At 46.1% G+C, this 20,406-nt stretch carries 16 protein-coding genes; 6 read left to right on the top strand and 10 right to left on the bottom strand.

All coding sequences use genetic code 11. From position 1 onward, the window contains the following. Nucleotides 1-7: 7 nt before the first annotated feature. Genes ACN0V2_RS03360 through hemC form a run of 4 tightly spaced genes read right to left on the bottom strand, consistent with a single transcriptional unit; the run spans nt 8 to nt 3,914 of the window. Entirely contained in the window at nt 8-1,210 is a 1,203-nt protein-coding gene (locus ACN0V2_RS03360; RefSeq protein WP_417549373.1) for a heme biosynthesis HemY N-terminal domain-containing protein, read from the bottom strand. After that, the gene (locus tag ACN0V2_RS03355; protein ID WP_417549372.1) at nt 1,207-2,238 is read right to left on the bottom strand and encodes a uroporphyrinogen-III C-methyltransferase; all 1,032 of its coding nucleotides are present in this window, start codon (nt 2,236-2,238) and stop codon (nt 1,207-1,209) included. The genes ACN0V2_RS03360 and ACN0V2_RS03355 overlap by 4 nt, the downstream gene beginning before the upstream one ends. Beyond that, nucleotides 2,228-2,995 (bottom strand): uroporphyrinogen-III synthase, encoded by a 768-nt coding sequence (locus ACN0V2_RS03350; protein ID WP_417549371.1) that lies wholly within the window; start codon nt 2,993-2,995, stop codon nt 2,228-2,230. Before ACN0V2_RS03350 ends, ACN0V2_RS03355 begins: the two co-directional genes overlap by 11 nt. Beyond that, nucleotides 2,985-3,914 (bottom strand): hydroxymethylbilane synthase, encoded by a 930-nt coding sequence (gene hemC, locus ACN0V2_RS03345; protein WP_417549370.1) that lies wholly within the window; start codon nt 3,912-3,914, stop codon nt 2,985-2,987. The genes ACN0V2_RS03350 and hemC overlap by 11 nt, the downstream gene beginning before the upstream one ends. 118 nt (nt 3,915-4,032) lie before the next feature. Between hemC and argH the strand changes: the two genes are divergently transcribed. Together argH and ACN0V2_RS03335 are read left to right on the top strand one after the other, a co-directional pair. After that, nucleotides 4,033-5,415 carry an argininosuccinate lyase gene (gene argH, locus ACN0V2_RS03340; RefSeq protein ID WP_417549369.1) on the top strand — a complete coding sequence of 461 codons (1,383 nt, stop codon included), beginning with the start codon at nt 4,033-4,035 and terminating at the stop codon, nt 5,413-5,415. Nucleotides 5,416-5,506: 91 nt separating this feature from the next. Continuing rightward, a complete protein-coding gene (locus tag ACN0V2_RS03335) occupies nt 5,507-6,853 on the top strand; it encodes a DUF5924 family protein (protein ID WP_417549368.1) in 1,347 nt (448 codons plus the stop codon). Here the strand turns inward: ACN0V2_RS03335 and ACN0V2_RS03330 are convergent. Genes ACN0V2_RS03330 through ACN0V2_RS03315 form a run of 4 tightly spaced genes read right to left on the bottom strand, consistent with a single transcriptional unit; the run spans nt 6,850 to nt 9,363 of the window. Further along, nucleotides 6,850-7,065: a hypothetical protein gene (locus ACN0V2_RS03330; protein ID WP_417549367.1), complete on the bottom strand. Its 216-nt coding sequence runs from the start codon at nt 7,063-7,065 to the stop codon at nt 6,850-6,852. The two genes, ACN0V2_RS03335 and ACN0V2_RS03330, sit on opposite strands and share 4 nt — an antisense overlap. Nucleotides 7,066-7,091: 26 nt before the next feature. Continuing rightward, nucleotides 7,092-7,442, bottom strand: a complete 351-nt coding sequence (locus ACN0V2_RS03325; RefSeq protein ID WP_417549366.1) for a DUF3325 domain-containing protein — start codon at nt 7,440-7,442, stop codon at nt 7,092-7,094. Continuing rightward, nucleotides 7,442-9,085 (bottom strand): PepSY-associated TM helix domain-containing protein, encoded by a 1,644-nt coding sequence (locus tag ACN0V2_RS03320; RefSeq protein WP_417549365.1) that lies wholly within the window; start codon nt 9,083-9,085, stop codon nt 7,442-7,444. The genes ACN0V2_RS03325 and ACN0V2_RS03320 overlap by 1 nt, the downstream gene beginning before the upstream one ends. Further along, complete coding sequence (locus tag ACN0V2_RS03315) at nt 9,082-9,363, bottom strand: DUF3649 domain-containing protein (protein WP_417549364.1); 282 nt, start codon at nt 9,361-9,363, stop codon at nt 9,082-9,084. Before ACN0V2_RS03315 ends, ACN0V2_RS03320 begins: the two co-directional genes overlap by 4 nt. Nucleotides 9,364-9,815: 452 nt before the next feature. On the opposite strand from ACN0V2_RS03315, the gene ACN0V2_RS03310 reads away from it, so the two are divergent. The 4 genes from ACN0V2_RS03310 (at nt 9,816) to ACN0V2_RS03295 (ending at nt 17,420) form a co-directional block, all read left to right on the top strand. Beyond that, nucleotides 9,816-11,273 (top strand): acetamidase/formamidase family protein, encoded by a 1,458-nt coding sequence (locus tag ACN0V2_RS03310; protein ID WP_417549363.1) that lies wholly within the window; start codon nt 9,816-9,818, stop codon nt 11,271-11,273. A 58-nt stretch (nt 11,274-11,331) separates the two neighbouring features. Then, a complete protein-coding gene (locus ACN0V2_RS03305) occupies nt 11,332-13,788 on the top strand; it encodes an acetamidase/formamidase family protein (RefSeq protein WP_417549362.1) in 2,457 nt (818 codons plus the stop codon). Between the two features lie 277 nt (nt 13,789-14,065). Continuing rightward, nucleotides 14,066-16,138: a catalase gene (locus ACN0V2_RS03300; RefSeq protein WP_417549361.1), complete on the top strand. Its 2,073-nt coding sequence runs from the start codon at nt 14,066-14,068 to the stop codon at nt 16,136-16,138. A gap of 112 nt (nt 16,139-16,250) precedes the next feature. Then, the gene (locus ACN0V2_RS03295; RefSeq protein ID WP_417549360.1) at nt 16,251-17,420 is read left to right on the top strand and encodes a DUF748 domain-containing protein; all 1,170 of its coding nucleotides are present in this window, start codon (nt 16,251-16,253) and stop codon (nt 17,418-17,420) included. A gap of 42 nt (nt 17,421-17,462) precedes the next feature. Here the strand turns inward: ACN0V2_RS03295 and ACN0V2_RS03290 are convergent, their stop codons facing one another. Both ACN0V2_RS03290 and ACN0V2_RS03285 read right to left on the bottom strand, forming a co-directional pair. Further along, nucleotides 17,463-17,759: a Rho termination factor N-terminal domain-containing protein gene (locus tag ACN0V2_RS03290; RefSeq protein ID WP_417549359.1), complete on the bottom strand. Its 297-nt coding sequence runs from the start codon at nt 17,757-17,759 to the stop codon at nt 17,463-17,465. 171 nt (nt 17,760-17,930) lie between these two features. Next, entirely contained in the window at nt 17,931-20,393 is a 2,463-nt protein-coding gene (locus tag ACN0V2_RS03285; protein WP_417549358.1) for a TonB-dependent siderophore receptor, read from the bottom strand. Nucleotides 20,394-20,406 lie beyond the last annotated feature (13 nt).

Below are 20,406 nucleotides of genomic sequence, written 5' to 3'. Positions count from 1 at the left end.
AGTCTGACTAGATCACTTTATTTGGATTGTTCTGCAACATCACATCCAGACCCTGCTTGTAAATATTGGCCGCGGCATCACGTTTATCCTGCGCCATTAATACTTCTGCCAGCGCTTGATAGGTTTCTCCCCTAGGACCATGCTCAATACTGGCTCGCAAATAAGCTTCTGCTTTAGCCCATAACTTATTGGCCTGTGCCAGTCTTCCCAACGTCAGCAATAACCAGGGATTTTCTTCACGTTGTTTTAACCATTTTTCTGCCGTCGCCAACCGTTTTAACAAGCTGCCATGCAGAATTTTTCCATATTGGTAAATCAGCGCATCACTCCAGTTTTTACGCAAATATTCTTCAATCAATAGCATCGCCTGTTGTTGTTCACCCTGTAATAACAAGCCGTTTACATAGGTTTTCAACACGTGTTCTGATTGTCTTATTTTCGCGGGAGATTGTAGCCAGATCTGTTCCATTCGCTGCCATTCCTGACGTATCAATGCATTTTGCAACTGCCCGACTGTAGCTTCAGCGGATAGGGCATTAGCCGAACTGGCATCTAATACATGACGTTTACGCAAATCAGGTAAAACAGATTGTACTTCCTGCCATTGATCAGTTTCCTGATACAACTGCTGCAACAACTGCAAAACATAGGGATGTTTAGGCGCGACTTCACGCAGATGTTGCAAGGTGGCTAATGCCTGCTCTTTTTGTCCTGCTGAAAGCTGTAATTCTGCCTGCACCACCCCGACAGCGATATCCGCACTTGGCGTGGTTTCATGAGCTAACTTCAAATAAGAATCGCGGCGTTCTGGCGCTTGTTGTTTCTGAGCAGCTCGTGCAGCAGCTAAATAATGCAATAACGGTGTTTCACTGTTGCCAGCATGACGCAAAAGCAACCGTTCAGCTTCTGCCCAACGACCTTCTTCAAGTGTAATCAACCCATTGGTTAAGGCTTTAGTGGCACGTTTATGCCGCTGGTGTTCCTGCCATTGCGCCAAGCGGTTTGGTGTATTTTTTATTATCGCCAAACTGCGTAACATCATATAAACCACTAACAACAGAAGCAACCAAGCCACCGTAAACACAATCAGTGAAGTTTCCAGCGTCCACTGTCCGTACTGCACCAAAACAAAGCCGGGCTCGAAATTAGCTAACCAAACAAAAACGCCACCCAACGCCAGCGCAATTGCAATAATAATCAACCATTTCATGGTTCAAACCCTTTGAGCCAACGTAATGAACCTGAAATATCCGGGGTCTCAATACTGATTGCCTGATTTTGCATATTTTGTAGACTTTCCAACATGGCATCGCGATGGTCACCAACAAAATATTGCTCCAACCAGCTAATGGTTGACTGAAGGCTCTGCTCAAACATTTTCTGGTTGCCCGAAAGCGCTGAAAAACGAGCTGTTTCAAGTTGCAAGCGTAAATTCTGATACAAAAAATAACGTTGTTCAGGCATTAATACGGCTGCTGGAGCATCCTGCTGCTGTCGTATAACAACTAATGAACGTATTTGAGCCCAGATGTTAGTAACCGCTTCACGCCATGCCGAAGGCTGGGTCACTTCTTCAGTTTCATCGTAAAAAGATTGTTTAGGGCCAGTGACTACCCGCAGCTTATCTATTGATCCAATTAAACCCAGCATATCGGCAGCAATTCCAGCCACATCGGTGTCTCCGGCCGCCTCAAGTGCTAACGTCTCTTCAGCAATCAGCTCACGCAACGGCTGCATACGATAGTCACCAATTTCACGGATCTGTTGATCGGCCAACGACAAGGCAAGCGCTGCACCACTGGTATCTTTCGCCAGCAAGGCCCGCTGATTCGCTAGATTCAACAGATACTTAATTTCGGCCAGAGCCCATTCAAGTTCAATCTCATCACTGCTCAAAGGTGACTGGTTTTGCAACTTAGTCAGTACGTCACCTTGTTCCAGCTGTGATTGTTTTAATGACGACAATTGACTGTCTAACTGGCGTTGGCTATTTGCTAGTTGTGATATATCGGTCTCAAGTTCGGTAATTCCATCAAGGCGGCTTTCCACTTCCACCAGCTGCTGCTTCTGCTGCCATACCAGCCAAAGTGCACCTACCCCGGGTAACGTTATCAATATCGCTAAAATAATTAGCAGCACCCATTTTGCAGAAAGTGCCGTTTTTGGTGTAGCTGAAGCATTTTTTTCAGTTTTTTTAGCGGGCTTTTCGACCTGCTCAGATTTGCTGTTAGGCTCCATGATCTGATCCCATTTCTATAAGTCGCTGAATGATTGCACCATCACTGGCATCTAGACTGACATGCACTTGTTTGAATCCTTTTTCAATCGCAAAAGCCTTAATTCGTTCACTGACCACCACTAACGGTTTTTGCAGAATTTCCGGACAGTTCGTTGATAATAAACTTAACAGGTTTGTGACACCATTGGCACTCGTCGCTGTCAGCCAATCAGCTGAACAGGCTTGTTGTTGAAGATCGGCTGATACCGTTGGCAATTGGCGGCGGTAAACTTCCAGATAACTTATCTTAGCACCTCTGGCGCGCAAGGTTTCAGCCATCAGCTCGCGTCCACCGTCACCCCGCACAATTACGACATGCTGCTGGTCCATTTGTTGCCATTCAGGCAATTGCAGCAAACCTTCACTGCCGTTTGACAGTTCAGGTTGTAAATCAACGGTTAATCTATTTTCCCGCATTGTTTGTGCGGTACCTTCACCTGCAGCAGCCAATTTAATATGAGCTGGTAGCGTTTGTGGACTACCCTGCAGAAAATGTTCGACAGCATTTCGACTGACAAATACCAGCCAATTGGTTTGTAGCGGATGCCATTCACTCCATTCTTTAACATCATTGGCAGCGATTTCAATGACTGGAAACACGATAGCATCTCCACCCTGCTGCTCAATGAGCTCAACCAGTCCTGCCGCCTGATGAAATGGTCGTGTTACTAAAATTCTGCGGCCTTTCAATGGTAGGACTGAACGATTAGGCACCATAAACATCGGCCAGAATTTTGTCCGCACCCTGATTTAACAACATCTCTCCCAGAGCCAACCCAAGTTGTTCGGCTTCGCTGGCTTTACCGCGAATCTCCTGCTGCAGCATTTCAGTGCCATCAGGACGTCCAACCAGCCCCCTCAGCCAAATATCATCGCCATTTAACATCGCATAGCCACCGATAGGTACCTGACAGCCACCTTTTAATCTGCGATTTAATGCGCGTTCGGCTCTAACCGTAATGGAGGTCAGATCACAATTAAGCGGGGCAATTAATGCATTCATTGCCTCATCATTAATGCGAGTTTCAATGCCCAAAGCGCCCTGTCCAATCGCAGGCAGACTTTGCTCTGGTGTTAAGGCACTGCGGATACGCTCATCAAAACCCAGCCTCTCTAACCCAGCTTTGGCCAGAATAATCGCATCAAAATTGCCTGCATCCAGTTTGGCCAACCGAGTGTTTACATTGCCACGTAGCGGTACGATTTTCAGATCTGGGCGATAGTGACGCAGCTGACATTCCCGGCGCAGACTGGAAGTGCCTACAACAGCACCCTGTGGCAAATCATCAACGTTTTCAAAGTGATTGGAAACAAACGCATCATGTGGATCATGGCGTTCACAAATAACCGGTAAATGCAGACCTTCGGGAAACTCCACCGGCACATCTTTCATCGAATGCACCGCAATATCCGCTTCACCGGCCAACATGCTTTGTTCCAGCTCTTTGACAAACAAGCCCTTGCCACCGACTTTGGCCAGCGGGGTATCGAGAATAATATCTCCCTGCGTTTTAATACGGACCAGTTCAATATTTAAATGAGGATCAAGCGCCAACAGACTGTCGCGAACAAATTCAGCCTGCCAGATGGCAAGTGGGCTGCGACGGGTGGCAATACGAACGGTACGTTGACTCATGAAACAAACACCAGTTAATAATTAAGAGTGTCGCTGATTCTAACATTTTCCCCTGCGGATCCACGAACAGCCGCGTTATAATGCGGTCTTTTTCTGCCAGCAATCACAGGCCCGTGCCATGACCGCATCCGATAAAAAGCTTTCTTCAGCTCGTCTCACGCAACCCACCAATAAGTTTGTTGAGGAGTTCACTGCCTCAGTCACCTTTGATAAACGCATGTACCGGCAGGATATTCAGGGTTCTATCGCTCATGCCACCATGCTGTGCAAAGTCGATGTGCTGACAGCAACTGAACGCGATCAAATCATTGATGGTTTACAGCAGATTGAAAGCGAAATCGATAACGATCAATTTGAATGGTCGATTGCACAGGAAGATGTGCATATGAATATCGAGTCCAGACTGATCAAACTGATTGGCGAAGTCGGCAAAAAACTGCATACCGGCCGCTCACGTAATGATCAGGTGGCAACCGATGTACGTTTGTATCTGCGTGACATGATTGTGCCTATTCGCAGTGAATTACAGCGACTGCGTTCTACATTGCTGGATGTGGCGGAACGTGAATTCGATACCATCATGCCTGGCTTTACCCATCTGCAAACTGCTCAACCAGTCACCTTTGGCCACCATATGCTGGCCTGGTTTGAAATGCTGACCCGTGATTTGGAACGCCTGGATGACTGCACTAAACGGGTCAACAGTCTGCCATTAGGCGCTGCCGCACTGGCCGGAACAACCTTTCCAATAGATCGTGAATACACGGCTGAACTGCTTGGCTTTGAACGTATCTGTCGCAACTCGCTGGATGCGGTCAGTGATCGTGATTTTGCCATTGAATTTAACAGTTTCGCCTCGCTACTGATGATGCACCTATCACGATTCTCAGAAGAACTGATTATCTGGTCCTCAGCCCAGTTTGATTTTGTCGATCTGGGAGATGCCTTTTGTACCGGCTCATCAATCATGCCGCAAAAGAAAAACCCAGATGTACCCGAATTAGTCCGCGGTAAAACCAGCAGGGTCTATGGCAACCTGTTTAATCTGCTGACTTTGATGAAAAACCAGCCGTTGGCATACAACAAAGATAACCAGGAAGATAAAGAACCGCTGTTTGACACTATCGACACCTTGCTTGGCTCGTTACGTGTCTACGCCGATATGCTGTCGGTGATTACCGTCAAAAAAGACAATATGCGTCTGGCGGCTCTGAAAGGTTATGCGACCGCTACCGATCTGGCAGATTATCTGGTGCGAAAAGGCGTTGCTTTCCGTGATGCGCATGAAGTGGTTGGCTTGTCAGTCGCCTTTGCCATCAAACAGCAAAAAGATTTGTCGGCGTTAACACTGCAGGAACTGCAGCAATTTAGTGATCAAATCGGCGATGATGTATTTTCTGTATTAACACTTGAAGGCTCAGTGGCAGCTCGCAATCATCTGGGTGGCACAGCGCCACAACAGGTTAAAAAAGCCATTCAAATCGCCCGTAGCGAACTGTAACTATTTCAGGGAATCAGTTGCTTTCAAATAACAGTTATAACTTACTGATGATCGCTGTTTTGCTTTTTTACTCACCGGTACTCCAGCCCAAATGGCCACATTAAAATCATTATTATTTTCGCTGATTGAATTAGCGAAACGCTGGCCTTGGCTGATTGCGGCGATTGGTTTTATTTCTGGTGTGGCCAGTTATTTTCTGGTGGAACGCAAAGAATCGCTGGCGCAGGTTATCGCTATTCTGATGTTGGTCAGCTGGGTTTTTCTGGTACTGGAAAACTGGCTAAGAGAAAGCTTCAAAAACCGCTTTGGCTTTAATATCCCACCCGCGCTAATGCACTACGTGACACAGCTGGTACATCAGGAAAGTCTATTTTTTGCCTTACCGTTTTTCCTTGCCGTCACTACCTGGAATCACACTCAGGCCGGATTTACCGGATTACTGATTTTATGTGCGTTGATATCGGTAATTGATCCACTGTATTACAAACAGCTCGCGCCACGCCGCTCGCTGTTTGTTATTTTTCATGCCCTGGCTTTATTTGCCGTATTACTGGTCGCACTGCCCATCTTGCTGCAACTAACCACAGGACAGAGTCTGGCGTTCGCATTGATTGCTTCCTTGCTGTTCAGTCTGCCGAGTTTAGTGAAGTTTGTTGCCAATGGCCGCTGGTGGCGTCGACCGTTAATGGCACTAATGTTGGCCGCTTTAGCCGCTGGCTTATGGCAAGTACCAAGCTTAGTGCCTCCTGCAGCTTTGCGATTGACTGAGTTTAATTTGGTACAACAGGTTGATCGTGAACAACGAACCCACAGCATCCACATTGATCGCATTGATGTGCAGTCCCTGAAACGCGATGGCATATATGCTTGGACCGCTATCCGCGCTCCGCGCGGTTTACAGGAAAAAATTCATCACCTGTGGATCCATAACGGTAAACAAGTCGATCGAATCACACTAAATATCGAAGGCGGCAGTGAACAAGGCTATCGGGCCTGGACGCAAAAATTGAATTTCCCCAAAGATCCGATAGGTAAATGGCAGGTTAAAGTGGTCACTGACTCAGGACAGCTGATCGGCATAAAGCGCTTTACCGTTGAAGCCAGTATTGATGAACGAGAAAGTCTGCTTGAGCGTCTTAAACCACCGTTCTTTCAGGAGCCAATCGAAGATCAGCAGAACATTGAAGATGCCGACGACACTCAACAACCAGAGAATACCGAAGGACAAGAAAGCCTGTATGAGCGTCTAGCGCCGCAGTTTATTCAGGAGATGACCGAAAGTCAGGATAACACTGAAGAATCGGAAACTGTTGAAGATCAGGAGAGTACTGAAGCACCGGAAAATGCCCAAGAGCAAGAAATTGATGATCAAATACAACAAATCCCCGAAAAACTAAACAGCAATGAAGGGCTTGAGAACTCTGAAGAACCGAATTAATCCTTTAGCTTAACCCCAAGAAACGAAGCGACCGTTAAAAATAGCATCCAAACCAAGTAGCTCGGAAGCCACACAGACCACCAGCCTTCTTCCAGTGGGGAGGATGAAACCGGATCGATATAAAAATAGGCATAAATATTCAATGCCAAATTAATCAGTAATCCTGTAATTGCGATAAAACTTAGTATCAAACCCAGCCTGATTTTCTTCATAAAAACTCCATTAATCGAATTCGAGATTAATTTAGCCACACAACGATACAAGCTGATAAGCCCGCCAAAGCCAGAATAAGCGCTTTGGTGGCTGCAAATCTTGGCCAATAAGCTAATAAAGCAACCCATATCAGCGCTGCCACCGATAGCAGCCCTAGCCAAACAACGATACCAACTACAACACCCCACATACTGATAGCTGGCCATAACGAAACTATTAACAGCATAGTTGAAGCAATTCGCAACAGACGTGTGTGGCTGGCAGATAATTTAGCGGCGTTTAATTGCGAATAGTGTCTCGGCATCGCCAGGCTCAACCCCGCCATACCGGCATAACATAATGCTGTTGCAAGCAACATCATAAACAACATTTGCATTACGCTGCCTCCGACTTGGTTTTATACAATTTCGAGGCTTTTACAGCGGCTTTATGTTGTTTACTTTTCAGTATTTTGACGGAGCAAACGCCCAACACACCGAATAAAACGACGGTTAATTCCAAGCCCACATTCAGCCAGTCACCCTTAATAAAATAGCTGATTAGATGTTGTCCAGTCGTCAGCCAATTGAGGATCGGCAGTAATAAACATAACGCTGCAAATAAGGATAATTGCTCTATCCAAGCCCGAGAAGCAGGTCGTAAAGCCGCATGTAATAAGCTGCCCAGCCAGATAAAAAAGAATAGTTTGATTTCCCAGCTAGCGCGCTCAGGCACATCCAATGGCAACAGCCGGTTTATCCAAAAATACGCCACACAGGCGACCATTAATCCGCTGATAGCGCTGATATTTAGGACTTCAATGGCACGGTAGACCTTTGGCGTTTGTGCGCCAAATTCGTTCAAGGATTTTTGCCGACGTTTCACCATAAACAAAATCGCGCCAGTGGCCATCATGATGGTGCCCGCCATGCCCAGAATAAAATAAATCCAGCGCACGGTATAACCGCCAAAATTGGCAAAATGTAAGGTCCGCATAATACGTTGTGCGGCAAAGGCATTACTTTTATCAAATGTTTCCGGTGCTTCGATATGAATCATTTCACCTGTTACCGCATCAAAAATAACCTGACCCGAACTCAAAAAGAGTAACCGTCCATTATTTTTCTCCTGCTCAAACAAGCCAAAGACTTTAGCGACCGCACTACTATCACCGGGATGCTCTACATTGATAAAACTACCCGGTTTATCCATTAGTAATTCGCCCTGTTTAAACAACTCGGTCAACGATAAAACATCAGCTTCAATACCGGTCTCTGGGCGATGCTCGGGTTGGTTGAACACCTCGGCAAAGAAACTTCGTGGTTTGTCATAATTGGCCAATACTCCGGCTGGCATATAGATCGATACAAAGATCACTAGCCCGCTGTAAGCAATCATCAATTGAAATGGCAATGATAAAACCGAAGAGGCGTTATGTGCATCGAGCCAACTGCGCTGGCCTTTACCCGATCTAAAGGTAAAAAAATCTTTGAAGATACGTTTATGAATAATGATGCCGCTGACCAAGGCGACAAGCATGATCATGGTAAAAAAGCCCACCAGCCAGATACCGGTCATACCTGCATGAAACTCAAAATGCATATGCACAAAGTGATGACCACCTTGAGTCTCACGCTGTTGCTGATCAGGAATAATTTCACCGCTAACAGGATGTAACCGGCGCTGCTGAATTTCGGCATTGTCATCTTCCCAAGATAATCCAATTGCTGGATCGGCCTCACTTGGCAACCGAATCCGCCAAAAATGGCTTTGGGGGGCGACATTTCGTAGAAAGGTTTCACCTTGTGTTACAGCGGATAGGCGTTGCTCTTGAGTACTAGTTTCGGGATCAAACTCACCGATTAATGCTCGTTCAGGCGTCATCCAATGGGTGATGGCATCATCAAATACACCAATAGTGCCGGTCAGAAAAATGGCGAATAATGCCCAACTGGCAACTAAACTGCCCCAGGTATGCAACCAGGCCATCGATTGACGGAAACGTCCTTGTTCAATACTTACATCCGTCGATTTGCTCATCGTAACCACTCCGTCAACAGCAAACCTAAGCCGCCAATAATTACTGTTGCACCTAACAAACCCAACCAAGCACGTTGAGCATTTTTAACGGCAAATACCCAGATGATCGCCGCGGTATAAACGGCAAAGCTCAGCAGTGCGCTGGTAATAACGGCATCTGCACGTGATAAAGGCAAAATGGCTGCAACAAAAATTATCACTGCAGAGCTAAGTAAATAGCCACCAAAGGTGGCAGCCAAAACTAACGAAAAAATTCGGCTAGGGTAAGACAAGGTCATATTGGAGTGTTCCACACAAACAGTTTTTAGCGAGCAAATATTTATCAAAATAGCCGTTAGTGAGCCCGCAACTTTGCAAAATCATTACTCTATTCAATTAATGTCGAATACCAGCATAAAAAAGGTCATAGATATGGCATTAAAAGGTAGATTGGCTTTTGAGAAATACTATTAATGCGATAGGTTATCGTTTGCATTCGCAATTAACAAGTATCTATTAACTCTCTCGTCGTCTCAATTTTTATAGCGGTGGACCACATAAGCTGGCGAAATAACTTTTGATGAAGCGATCTTCAACAAGGTGAACGGCTCAATGCCTGAATAGATTGCTGTCGACAAGAATTAGTGCGCCAGCTGACAAGAAGAAAACACACCCTCAGGAACATAATATCTGCACGTGCCGCACTGCCGGGGCACCTCCGACATCAAGCAGTTATCCGAGGGGATTCATCATGACAGAACATATTTGTACTCCAGGTTGCACACACGGCATCACAGAAGAAAGTAAAAAAGACGTGGTAGAAGAATTTGATACTGCGCGGCGTTCATTTATCCGTAACGCTTTTGTTGGCGGTGGCGCGGCCTCTCTCGGCGCCATGGGCGTGACCATGTCACCAATGAGTTTTGCCGCAGGCGCTAATACACCCATCAATGCTGACGCACCCGGCCAAATGCACTATTACATTCCCGCCACCCCGGAAACGGTGCTCTGGGGGTATTTCAGCAAGAGTGCTAAGCCTACCGTTGAAATTGAGTCCGGTGATTTTGTCACTATGGAAACCCTCACTCATCATGCCAACGATGATGCAGAGAGAATGGTGAAAGGCGATCCGGGTGCAGAAAGTATTTTTCATTGGGATGCAAAGCGCAAAGGTGTCGATCGACGTGGTATCGGCCCAATGGACGCCAAGATAGGTGCCGGTGGTGGAGCTGGCGTGCATATCTGTACCGGCCCAGTGCGTATCAAAGGCGCTCAACCGGGGGATATTCTTGAAGTTCGAATAGTTGATGTTACCCCCAGACCGAGTGGCAACCTTGATTACAAAGGTAAGACCTTTGGCAGTAATGCCGCTGCCTGGTGGGGTTTCCATTACGGCGATATGCTTACCGAACCCAAAAAACGCGAAGTCGTTACCATCTATGAAGTCGATGCAACGGGTGAGCGTAACTGGGCCAAGGCCGTCTACAACTATCGTTGGACACCACAAACCGATCCATTCGGTGTGGTGCATCCCACTATCGATTATCCGGGTGTGCCAGTGGATCACAGCACCATCACTAAGAAAGAAAATATTCTGCGTGATATTCGTATTCCAATCCGCCCCCACTTTGGCACCATCGGCCTCGCGCCAGCAGAAGCCGATATGGTGAACTCGATTCCGCCCAACTACACTGGCGGCAATATCGATAACTGGCGGATTGGCAAAGGTGCGAAGATTTTCTTCCCAGTCGCAGTTGATGGCGGCATGTTCTCAGTAGGCGATCCACATGCTTCACAGGGTGACTCCGAATTGTGTGGCACTGCTATTGAGTGTTCTTTGACCGGGACTTTCCAGTTTATCCTGCACAAAAAAGCTGATCTGCCGGGCACTTCTTTGGCTGAACTGAATTATCCCTTGTTGGAAACCCAGGATGACTGGGTGTTGCATGGCTTCAGTTATGCCAACTATCTGGCAGAACTTGGCCCCAATGCTCAGGATGATATCTACAGCAAATCGTCGGTTGATAAGGCGTTACGCGATGCTTATCGCAAGATGCGGCACTTCTTGATGACCACTCAGCATTTAGACGAAGACGAAGCGATATCGCTGATGACGGTGGCTGTCGACTTTGGTATTACGCAAGTAGTCGATGGCAACTGGGGCGTGCATGCAATCCTGAAAAAAGCCATGTTCCCAGCACGCAGTTAGGGTTATGGCATAACACTTGCGAAAAGATGTTTCAATATTCAAGGAATAAGACACGACCGTGACTGACCTGAAACGCTTTTCTGCCAGTGCTATACCCGCAGAGCTACGCCAGCCAGCCTGGAATGAAATTCTTTCCAGGCTCGGTCTGGCGAGTGATGCTGCAAGCTCCATTCGTAATGACGACAGTGGCCATATGGCACTGTCGGTCTCGGCACGCGACTCAGTATTTGTACAGCTCACCGCAACGCCACAGATTCTTTCACCTATCGCCAGCAAAGCCACCCAACCGTTACAAGGCACTGTATTGGTGCTCGCTATACTGGATGGCACCGCTCAGGTGCTGGATGCTGAGCAGACGGTCAAATTACGTTCGGGCGACATCATGTTGCTGGATCCGAGCCAATCCTGGCGGCTGGCTTTGCAAACCCGTTTTCGCATCATGCTGATCAAACTGGAGTCATCCAGTTTTCTGCTCAGATTAGTACGAAGCGGTCGACAAGAAGCAAATCGCATCAGCACTCAACAAGGTATCGGGGCAATGTGTTTGAATATGCTGCAATCGTTGACTGAACAGTTACCCCATGTCGATAACAATGAACTACCCGCATTGGAAGTTACGCTAGCCGAGTTATTAGTGGCCTGTCTCTCCCATAAGCAATCTGCTGCCAATGAAGAAGCTACTGATGTGCAATTGGCCCATTTACGTAGAGTGTGCAGAACGGTGGATTCACGGCTAGACGATCCGGATCTGAATATTGAGCAAATTGCTGCGCAGGAAGGTTTATCCGCCAGATACTTACAAAAACTGTTCAAAAACAGTGGCACAACGTTCAGTGAATATTTGAAAAGCCGGCGCATACAGCATTGCTGTATCGATCTGGCTAACCCTGCCCTCGCTCAGTTCAGCATTGCTCAGTTGTGCTATCGCTGGGGGTTTAATGATGCGGCCAACTTCAGCCGCACCTTTTCGCAGTTTATGGGCATGTCACCGAAAAGCTATCGCGCTGCACCGCCACAGGATCTGCATGAACAACTTCGCCGTGGCTGTCCACAAATCAAACCCTCCTCTCGTTCGACTGCATCTGATCCGCAATCCGATGATGACATCCAAAAACGTCGCCGGCCATTTCAAGAGGTCTTGGATGATCATGCTAAATATGCGCTGTCATTGCGACTCGCCCCTAAACGGTTTTCCGACATAGAGAACACCGCGCCCGCTCAAACCGACATTCACTCTCCTCGACAATATTACCTGCCAGTGTCCGATAAAACCGTTCACTGGGGCTATTTCAGCAATGCGATCAAACCGGTATTAACCATTCGTTCCGGTGATATTGTGACTATTGAAACCTTATCCCAGCATGCGTCTGATGACTGCGAACGTATGATTGACGGCGATGCCGGAGCACAAAGCGTTTTTCATTGGACGGGTACCACAAAGAATGTTGACCGGCGGGGGGCCGGGCCAATGGATGCCACGATATTCGGCCGCGGTGCCGGAGAGGGTTTTGGGGTGCATATCTGTACCGGGCCAGTTTATGTCACCGATGCCGAGCCCGGTGATGTGCTGGAAATACGCATTTTAGATATTCAACCGCGCCTCAGTTGCAGTCCGGAATATCAAGGCAAACACTTCGGCAGTAATGCCGCCACCTGGTGGGGCTTTCAATATGATGATCTGCTGACAGAGCCCAAAAAACGTGAAGTGGTAACAGTCTATGAAGTGCATCAGCACACTCACCCACCTCACGCCAAAGCGATTTATAACTTTCGCTGGACTCCGCAAACCGATCCCTACGGCATTGTGCACCCAACCATTGATTACCCCGGCATACCGGTTGATCATTCCAGTATTGACAAACAATTCGGTATTCTCGACAAAGCCGTTGTTCCGGTCAGACCGCATTTTGGTGTGATCGCCGTTGCGCCGCGTGAGACCGGTATGGTTGATTCCATTCCACCCAGCTATTTTGGCGGCAATATGGATAACTGGCGGGCGGGTAAAGGCACCAAATTATTTCTGCCTGTGGCAACACCTGGTGCCTTATTTTCGGTCGGGGATCCGCATGCATCGCAAGGTGATTCAGAATTATGCGGAACTGCCATCGAATGCTCATTAACTGGTGTGTTTCAATTGGTATTACATAAAAAAAGTGATTTAAAAGGCCGTTTTATGGAAGGGCTAAGTCATCCCTTTCTGGAGACGCCAGAAGAATGGGTAATACAAGGCATGAGTTTTTCAGACTACCAGGCAGAACTCGGCCCGAATGCACAGACTCAGGTTTATAAAAACTCCTCTATGGAAGCCGCCATGCGAGATGCTTTCCGTAAGGCGCGTCATTATCTAATGAAAGAACATGAACTCAGTGAAGATGAAGCTATTTCATTGATTTCCGTAGCAGTGGATTTTGGTATTACCCAAGTTGTGGACGGCAATCTGGGCGTGCATGCAATTATCCGCAAAGCCATTTTCCCAGACTATGACCCCGATCAGCTTGCAAAAGCACATATTTAGCTATCAGTTTGCTATTTCAGCAATAAACCTCTCAAAACTCCCTGCAAGACACTTTTAAAAATTATTTTTAGCTGCGATCCGCTGACTGGCGCTGCTTGTGCGTTTTGTGACGCAGTTCACTTTACTCAGGTTAATGTGATTAGTTGGGGCCGGAGCAGAATGAGTTGAGGCTGTACTGGCAACCAAGCGTTGCGATCAAAGATTAGCAGGCCTTTACCAATCGCGAAATTTCTCGCGACACATCCCCTGTACACCAAATAAAATCTAAGGAGAAGTCATGGACAAAACCGATCCGAAAACAAACCGAGGTCATGGTGGTGAAACTCATCAGCAGGCCACCGAAAAAACCTCAACACTCACCACTCAACAAGGCGGCCAGATTGCCGACGATCAGAATTCATTAAGAGCTGGCGCTCGTGGTCCAGGCTTAATCGAAGATCATATTCTTCGCGAAAAACTGTTTCATTTTGATCATGAACGTATCCCTGAAAGGGTTGTTCATGCTCGAGGCTTTGGTGCTCACGGTTATTTTGAAACTACCGAATCATTAGAAGATGTCACCTCTGCTGATATTTTCCAGCGTAAAGGCGAAAGAACCCCAGCGTTTGTCCGATTCTCAACTGTTGCAGGCAGTAAAGGCTCAGCCGATCTGGCGCGTGATGTTCGTGGTTTTGCCGTCAAGCTGTATACCAAAGAAGGTAACTGGGACATCGTTGGTAACAATATCCCGGTGTTTTTTATTCAGGATGCGATGAAATTTCCGGATCTAGTTCACGCAGTTAAAGAAGAACCCGATCGCGGGTTTCCACAAGCTCAATCGGCTCACGATAATTTCTGGGATTTTGCGTCATTGATGCCAGAAAGCATGCATATGCTGATGTGGCAAATGTCAGATCGCACGATTCCACGCTCATTTCGGTTTATGGAAGGCTTTGGCGTTCATAGCTTTCGATTAGTTGATAAAGATGGCAAAAGCCAGTTTGTAAAATTCCACTGGAAACCGAAACAAGGCATGCAGTCCGTTTTATGGGACGAAGCTTTGAAAATCAATGGTGCCGATCCGGATTTCCATCGTCGTGATTTATGGAACGCCATCAATCAGGGAGATTACCCTGAGTGGGAATTGGGACTGCAGATTTTCGATGATGAGTTTGCTGAGAAATTTGAATTTGATGTGTTGGATGCCACCAAGCTTATTCCCGAAGAACAGGTGCCGATCCGTATTGTCGGGCGACTGGTACTGGATCGGGTAGTCAGTAACTTTTTTGCTGAAACCGAACAGGTGGCATTCTGTACCCAGAATATCGTCAAAGGCATCGATCATTCTAATGATCCCTTGCTGCAGGGCAGAAACTTTTCCTATCTTGATACACAGTTAAAACGTTTAGGTGGACCAAATTTCACCCAGATCCCAATTAACGCACCGAAATGCCCGATGCATCATTTCCAGCAGGATGGCCATATGGCAATGAGCAATCCTACCGGTCGGGCCAACTACGAACCGAATAGCTGGGGTGAAGAAGAAGGTGGTCCTCGTGAAGATCCGGCCAGAGGCTTTGAAAGTTATCCTGAAGATGTGTCTGGACCAAAAGTCCGGGAACGTTCTGAAACCTTTGCTGATCACTACAGCCAGGCCAGACAGTTTTATATAAGCCAGACTGAAACTGAGCAGCAGCATATTATTAATGCTTTTTCGTTTGAACTCAGTAAAGTTAAAACACCGGCAATTCGTAAGCGAATGATCAGTAATCTACTGAATGTCGATCAGCAGCTCGCAGAAAATGTTGCTGAAAAATTAGGCATTGATCCGTTACCTAAACCGGCTGACGCAGCGATGCCAACACGTGATGATCTGCCCGCATCTGACAAGTTAAGCATTCTCAAAAATGGCCCGAATAGTTTCAAAGGCCGTAAAGTTGGTGTCTTAATGACCGATGGATTTGATGCGGATATTTTCAAATCGGTTGAGAAATCACTTAAAGCTGAAGGAGCAATGTTTGAAGTTGTTGCCCCTCATAGTGGTGAAATCAAAAGCAGTGCTGGCGATATGGTAAAAGTCGATGAAAAAGTCGATGGTGGACCATCTGTTTTATTTGATGCGATCATCCTGTTGCCTGGCAGTGAAGGTGTCAAAATGCTGGCTGAAATGCCACCGGCGTTAACCTTTGTCAGTGATGCCTTTAATCACAAGAAATTTATCGGTTACGCTGAGGATGCCATGCCGCTTTTGAAAAAGGCCGGTATCAGTGAGATGTTGGATAAAGGCTGTGTGCAGTTGACCAATACTAAAACCACGAACGAATTTACCAAAAACTGTCGTGATATTCGTTTTTGGCAACGTGCTGGCTAGTTGGTTTTTATGATGAAATAACAAGTTGAATCAGGTCACCCGTTTGAATGTTCAGACGGGTGATTTTGCGTTAGCTTATAGTTCATCTAAACCGTCTTAGAAGGAGATCATCATGATCGCCAGACGCTATTCCTATACGCTAATAATCGTTGTTTTAATGCTTGTCGCATTAATTATTCTACGCATGCAATTGCCGTCAATAGTGAAAGACTATTTGAATGGCAAATTGGCAGATATGGATGATTATCAAGGACAGATAGCCGATGTGGATATCCATTTATGGCGCGGCGCCTACTCTGTCGACCAACTAGAAATCACCAAAAAAGACCAGCCTTCGGTACCATTTTTTAAAGCCGAGATGATAGATACTTCAGTAAGCTGGGCATCTTTATTGAAAGGTAGAGTGGTCGCAGACGTCGATTTGATAGATGCCGAAATTCATCTAGTCGATGAAGAAACAGAAGACAACACACCCGACACAGAATCGACTTGGCGGCAATCTGTGCAGGAGATTATTCCGTTACAGATTGAACAATTAAATATTGAAAATGGTGAAATTCATTTTCATAACTTCACCTCTGATCCCCAAGTACACCTTGTGTTTTACCAATTAGACGGTGAGATAACCAACTTAAGCAATGCCGATCGCAGTGACGGGCTTGAATACGCTAATTTTGATGTGCAGGGGCAAGTGTTAGATAGCGCTTCGGCTAGACTGAATGGACGCTTGGATCCCTTGGGCGATTTTCATAATTTTGAACTCCAGTTAAAAATCACCGGTATTAATCTCACTAAACTCAATGAAGTCTCTGAGGCTTATGGTAATTTTAATTTCAAATCCGGCAACGGCGATTTTGTGATGGAATTGCAAGCTGAAGATGCTCAGTTAACCGGCTATGCAAAACCTGTTATGGATAATGTTGAAATCTTTGATTTGGAAAAAGATCTGGAAGACGGCGTTTTTAGTGCGGTCTGGCAAGCCATTGTCGGTGCATTTGGTCAGATATTCCGCAATGAACCTAGAGACCGCATTGCCACTCAGATTGAAATTCGTGGCAATCTTGACGATCCTGACGTGAGTGCTTGGCAGGCATTTCTCGCCATCATACAAAATGCGTTTGTTAACGCTTTTGAAAGTGATTTTGGCCGGGAAGCCCAGTCAAAATCAACATCATCACAAAACAATACATCAGACTCTCTACCTGCAGCCGAAAAAGAGACTGAGTCCAAAACTGATGCTGTGAATTGCCAACTTCGGCCTATGTGGGATAAATGTGAGTAATTAACAAAGCTTTGGTATTTTTATTGGAAAAGCAGGTACTTGTCAGTTGTTACGAATAGCGGTGACCAATTCCGACTTACTCATTTTGCTGCGTCCCTTGATGTTTAATTGGCTGGCCCGGTTATACAGTTCCTGTTTAGTACGTGATTCCAGTGAAGAATTAGGGTTTCCAGTACCCTGAGTGGTTTTTGAAGGTGTACGCTCTTCCTCACGCCGTTGTTTATTCACAGTACGAGCCGCTATTTCTTCAGCTTTCTCAGTCTTTTTACCACTTTTCTGCTGTTGTTCTTTTATATGCTCATATTGACGTTCGTCTTTGTCTGTCCATTCGGCAACCATAATGCGTTCCTCCTCTTCATCGTATTAAACCAACATCATCCACCTTACCAAGGTCATCATTACCATGCCTTTATCCTCGGTTAAAATGGCTTAACTTAATAACACAGAAAACAAAAAGGCCCTGCCGGAAAATCGACAGAGCCTTGATGATCTGACTGATTTCTACTTTATTTAGAAATCATATTTCAATGTTAGATTGGCATTACGGGGTGCACCATAAGCCAACTGACTGTAAAAACCGATATTGGTGTAGTACTTTTCATCAAACACGTTATTGATGTTCAGCTGAGCACTCAATGCTGGGGTCATCTGATATTTAGCCATCAAGCGAACCAGAGCATAACTTTCCTGTTTCAACTTCTCGGTCTGACTTAAGGGATTAGTCGCCAAAGTATAGTTCGAGCTTTCCCAGTTCACGCCACCACCCAATGTCAATTGGTTCATACGATAAGTAGTGAACAACGTCGCGGTGCGACGAGGATAATTGGTATTGACTGCTGTGCCATCAGCATCTTCAGCCTGAAACTGTGACCAGCCCACCAGAAGATTCCAGTTATCAGTGATGGCACCGGAAACTTCTACTTCAAAACCTTTACTGGTGGTGCCTTCCGCCGCAACTGAGGCCTGACTGGTAGTGCCTGGTACCAAAAATCCCGTATCGGCCTGTGCCAAGTTATCCTGATCTATACGGAATACTGAGAATGTAGCATTGACCCGGCCTTGTAGATACTCTGCCTTAATCCCAGCTTCGTAATTTTCACCTTCCAATGGATCCAGATAATTACCATTGCGATCCTGAGCGTCTTGAGGATTAAAAATATCCGTATAGCTGACATAAGTCGAGTAGACGTCATTAATCTCATAAATCAAACCAGCATAGGGTGTTACGACCTGATGATGATCAAAGTTATAACGATCACCATTCCATTTCATACCTTCAATTTCCCAGTTAGTAAGCCGACTACCTAAAATTAAAGTCAATGGATCAGCCAGTGATAATCGAGCAACCGCGTATCCTCCAACCTGTTTGGTTTTTTGAGTTGTATAAGTCTTTTTGTCACCCCACTCAGGTTCAGGATATGAACCATCCCATTCATAAAAACTGCCTACCGGTGCAGGATTCAGGCGAGGACGATTTTCGGTGATCAAGTCCTGTTTACTATGTAAAAACCCTACGGTTAATTCATGACTTTGACCTGCAAAATTGAACGGTAATGAACCATAAATATCAATATTGTCCTGTTCTCTTTCAACGTCATACCACGTCGGTCCAGAAGTCGTCATACCCAGTCCGGTAGTTCGATCTGGATAGTTGCTGAGAAATATCAACCGTAAATCAGCATCATTGATATTTTTAGAATAGCCGGCATAAAGCTTTAACCCGGAATCAAATACATGTTCAACATTGGCAAAGTAATTTGTGTGGGTTGAACTCCATTCCGTCCAGTCTGCAGCATTGGTTTTCGAACGCGACCAGTCTGTTCTACCACCATCGCTGAACCAGGCAGGTAAACCACCCCAGGTTGAGCCATTAGGTTTATTTTGTTGCTGGCTAATACCAATGTTCATTAATGTGCTGTCCGTTAAATCGGCAGCTAAGGTGCCATAAAACACGGTTTTTTCATTTTCCAGCACATCAATAAATGAACGTTCATCCAAATAACTACCGACTAATCGACCACGAACAGTGCCGGCTTCATTTAACGGCGTCGAAATATCGACTGTTCCCTGATAACGATCCCAACTGCCGGCGCTGATAGCTGCATGACCAGTAAATTCTTTGCTATCAGCCTTTTTGCGAACCAGATTTATCGCTGCTGAAGGATTACCTGCTCCGGAAATTAGACCACTGGCACCACGCACTACTTCAATACGATCATAGATAACCGTATCCATTTGTGATTCTCCCGCCGACCAGCCGCCTTCCCAAGTCGTTGGTACACCATCTATCTGATAGTTATTAATCGCAAAGCCACGAGCTGAGAAACTGTTTCTTGAACTATCCTGATTGGTTGAGGTAACCCCAGTCACAGTATTGACCACATCCGTCAGCGACTCGAGTTGCATATCATCAATCATCTGCCGAGTAACAACCGAAATAGATTGTGGTGTTTCACGAATTGATAACCCCAATCGCGTAGCGGTATTCATTGAACCTGTGGTGTAGGAATTAGTGCCTTCAGTCGTATTACCAATACCTGTGGCACTGACCTGAACCGGTGCCAAAGTCACACTATCCACTTCTGATGATGAGTCAGAAGAGCTGGCTTGCAGCTGATAGCTATCAGCCGAAGTTTTCACCACCTGCAAATTGGTACCCTGTAGTAATTGCTGCAAAGCCGAATCAATTGAATGTTCACCGGTGAGGCCTGAACTTTGAAGACCACGAGTTAACGCAGCATCAAAATAAATGTTCACACCAGCCTGACTAGCAAAACGATTTAATACACTACCGAGCTCGCCTGCCTGAATGGCATAACTTTGGGTGATTGTTTCAGCGTAAGTGTCCGGTGAATAAGCTATGACCGGCATTAATAACGCACTGCATAATAATAAATTTCTGCTGGAACCTGATATCTGCTGAATGGCACGAACGATAGGCGTTCTTTTGGGTATCGATAGAGTAGTTTGCATAAGTCCTCTTGTG

It is taken from the genome of Methylophaga sp., from assembly GCF_048266885.1.
GTDB lineage: Bacteria > Pseudomonadota > Gammaproteobacteria > Nitrosococcales > Methylophagaceae > Methylophaga.
This window is presented reverse-complemented; position numbering and strand designations above follow the sequence as displayed.

Bases quoted from the DNA above. Each gene is read 5' to 3' on its own strand.
- ACN0V2_RS03360 (WP_417549373.1), bottom strand. From the start codon at position 1,210: ATGAAATGGTTGATTATTATTGCAATTGCGCTGGCGTTGGGTGGCGTT.
- ACN0V2_RS03355 (WP_417549372.1), bottom strand. From the start codon at position 2,238: ATGGAGCCTAACAGCAAATCTGAGCAGGTCGAAAAGCCCGCTAAAAAA.
- ACN0V2_RS03350 (WP_417549371.1), bottom strand. From the start codon at position 2,995: ATGGTGCCTAATCGTTCAGTCCTACCATTGAAAGGCCGCAGAATTTTA.
- hemC (WP_417549370.1), bottom strand. From the start codon at position 3,914: ATGAGTCAACGTACCGTTCGTATTGCCACCCGTCGCAGCCCACTTGCC.
- argH (WP_417549369.1), top strand. From the start codon at position 4,033: ATGACCGCATCCGATAAAAAGCTTTCTTCAGCTCGTCTCACGCAACCC.
- ACN0V2_RS03335 (WP_417549368.1), top strand. From the start codon at position 5,507: ATGGCCACATTAAAATCATTATTATTTTCGCTGATTGAATTAGCGAAA.
- ACN0V2_RS03330 (WP_417549367.1), bottom strand. From the start codon at position 7,065: ATGAAGAAAATCAGGCTGGGTTTGATACTAAGTTTTATCGCAATTACA.
- ACN0V2_RS03325 (WP_417549366.1), bottom strand. From the start codon at position 7,442: ATGCAAATGTTGTTTATGATGTTGCTTGCAACAGCATTATGTTATGCC.
- ACN0V2_RS03320 (WP_417549365.1), bottom strand. From the start codon at position 9,085: ATGAGCAAATCGACGGATGTAAGTATTGAACAAGGACGTTTCCGTCAA.
- ACN0V2_RS03315 (WP_417549364.1), bottom strand. From the start codon at position 9,363: ATGACCTTGTCTTACCCTAGCCGAATTTTTTCGTTAGTTTTGGCTGCC.
- ACN0V2_RS03310 (WP_417549363.1), top strand. From the start codon at position 9,816: ATGACAGAACATATTTGTACTCCAGGTTGCACACACGGCATCACAGAA.
- ACN0V2_RS03300 (WP_417549361.1), top strand. From the start codon at position 14,066: ATGGACAAAACCGATCCGAAAACAAACCGAGGTCATGGTGGTGAAACT.
- ACN0V2_RS03295 (WP_417549360.1), top strand. From the start codon at position 16,251: ATGATCGCCAGACGCTATTCCTATACGCTAATAATCGTTGTTTTAATG.
- ACN0V2_RS03290 (WP_417549359.1), bottom strand. From the start codon at position 17,759: ATGGTTGCCGAATGGACAGACAAAGACGAACGTCAATATGAGCATATA.
- ACN0V2_RS03285 (WP_417549358.1), bottom strand. From the start codon at position 20,393: ATGCAAACTACTCTATCGATACCCAAAAGAACGCCTATCGTTCGTGCC.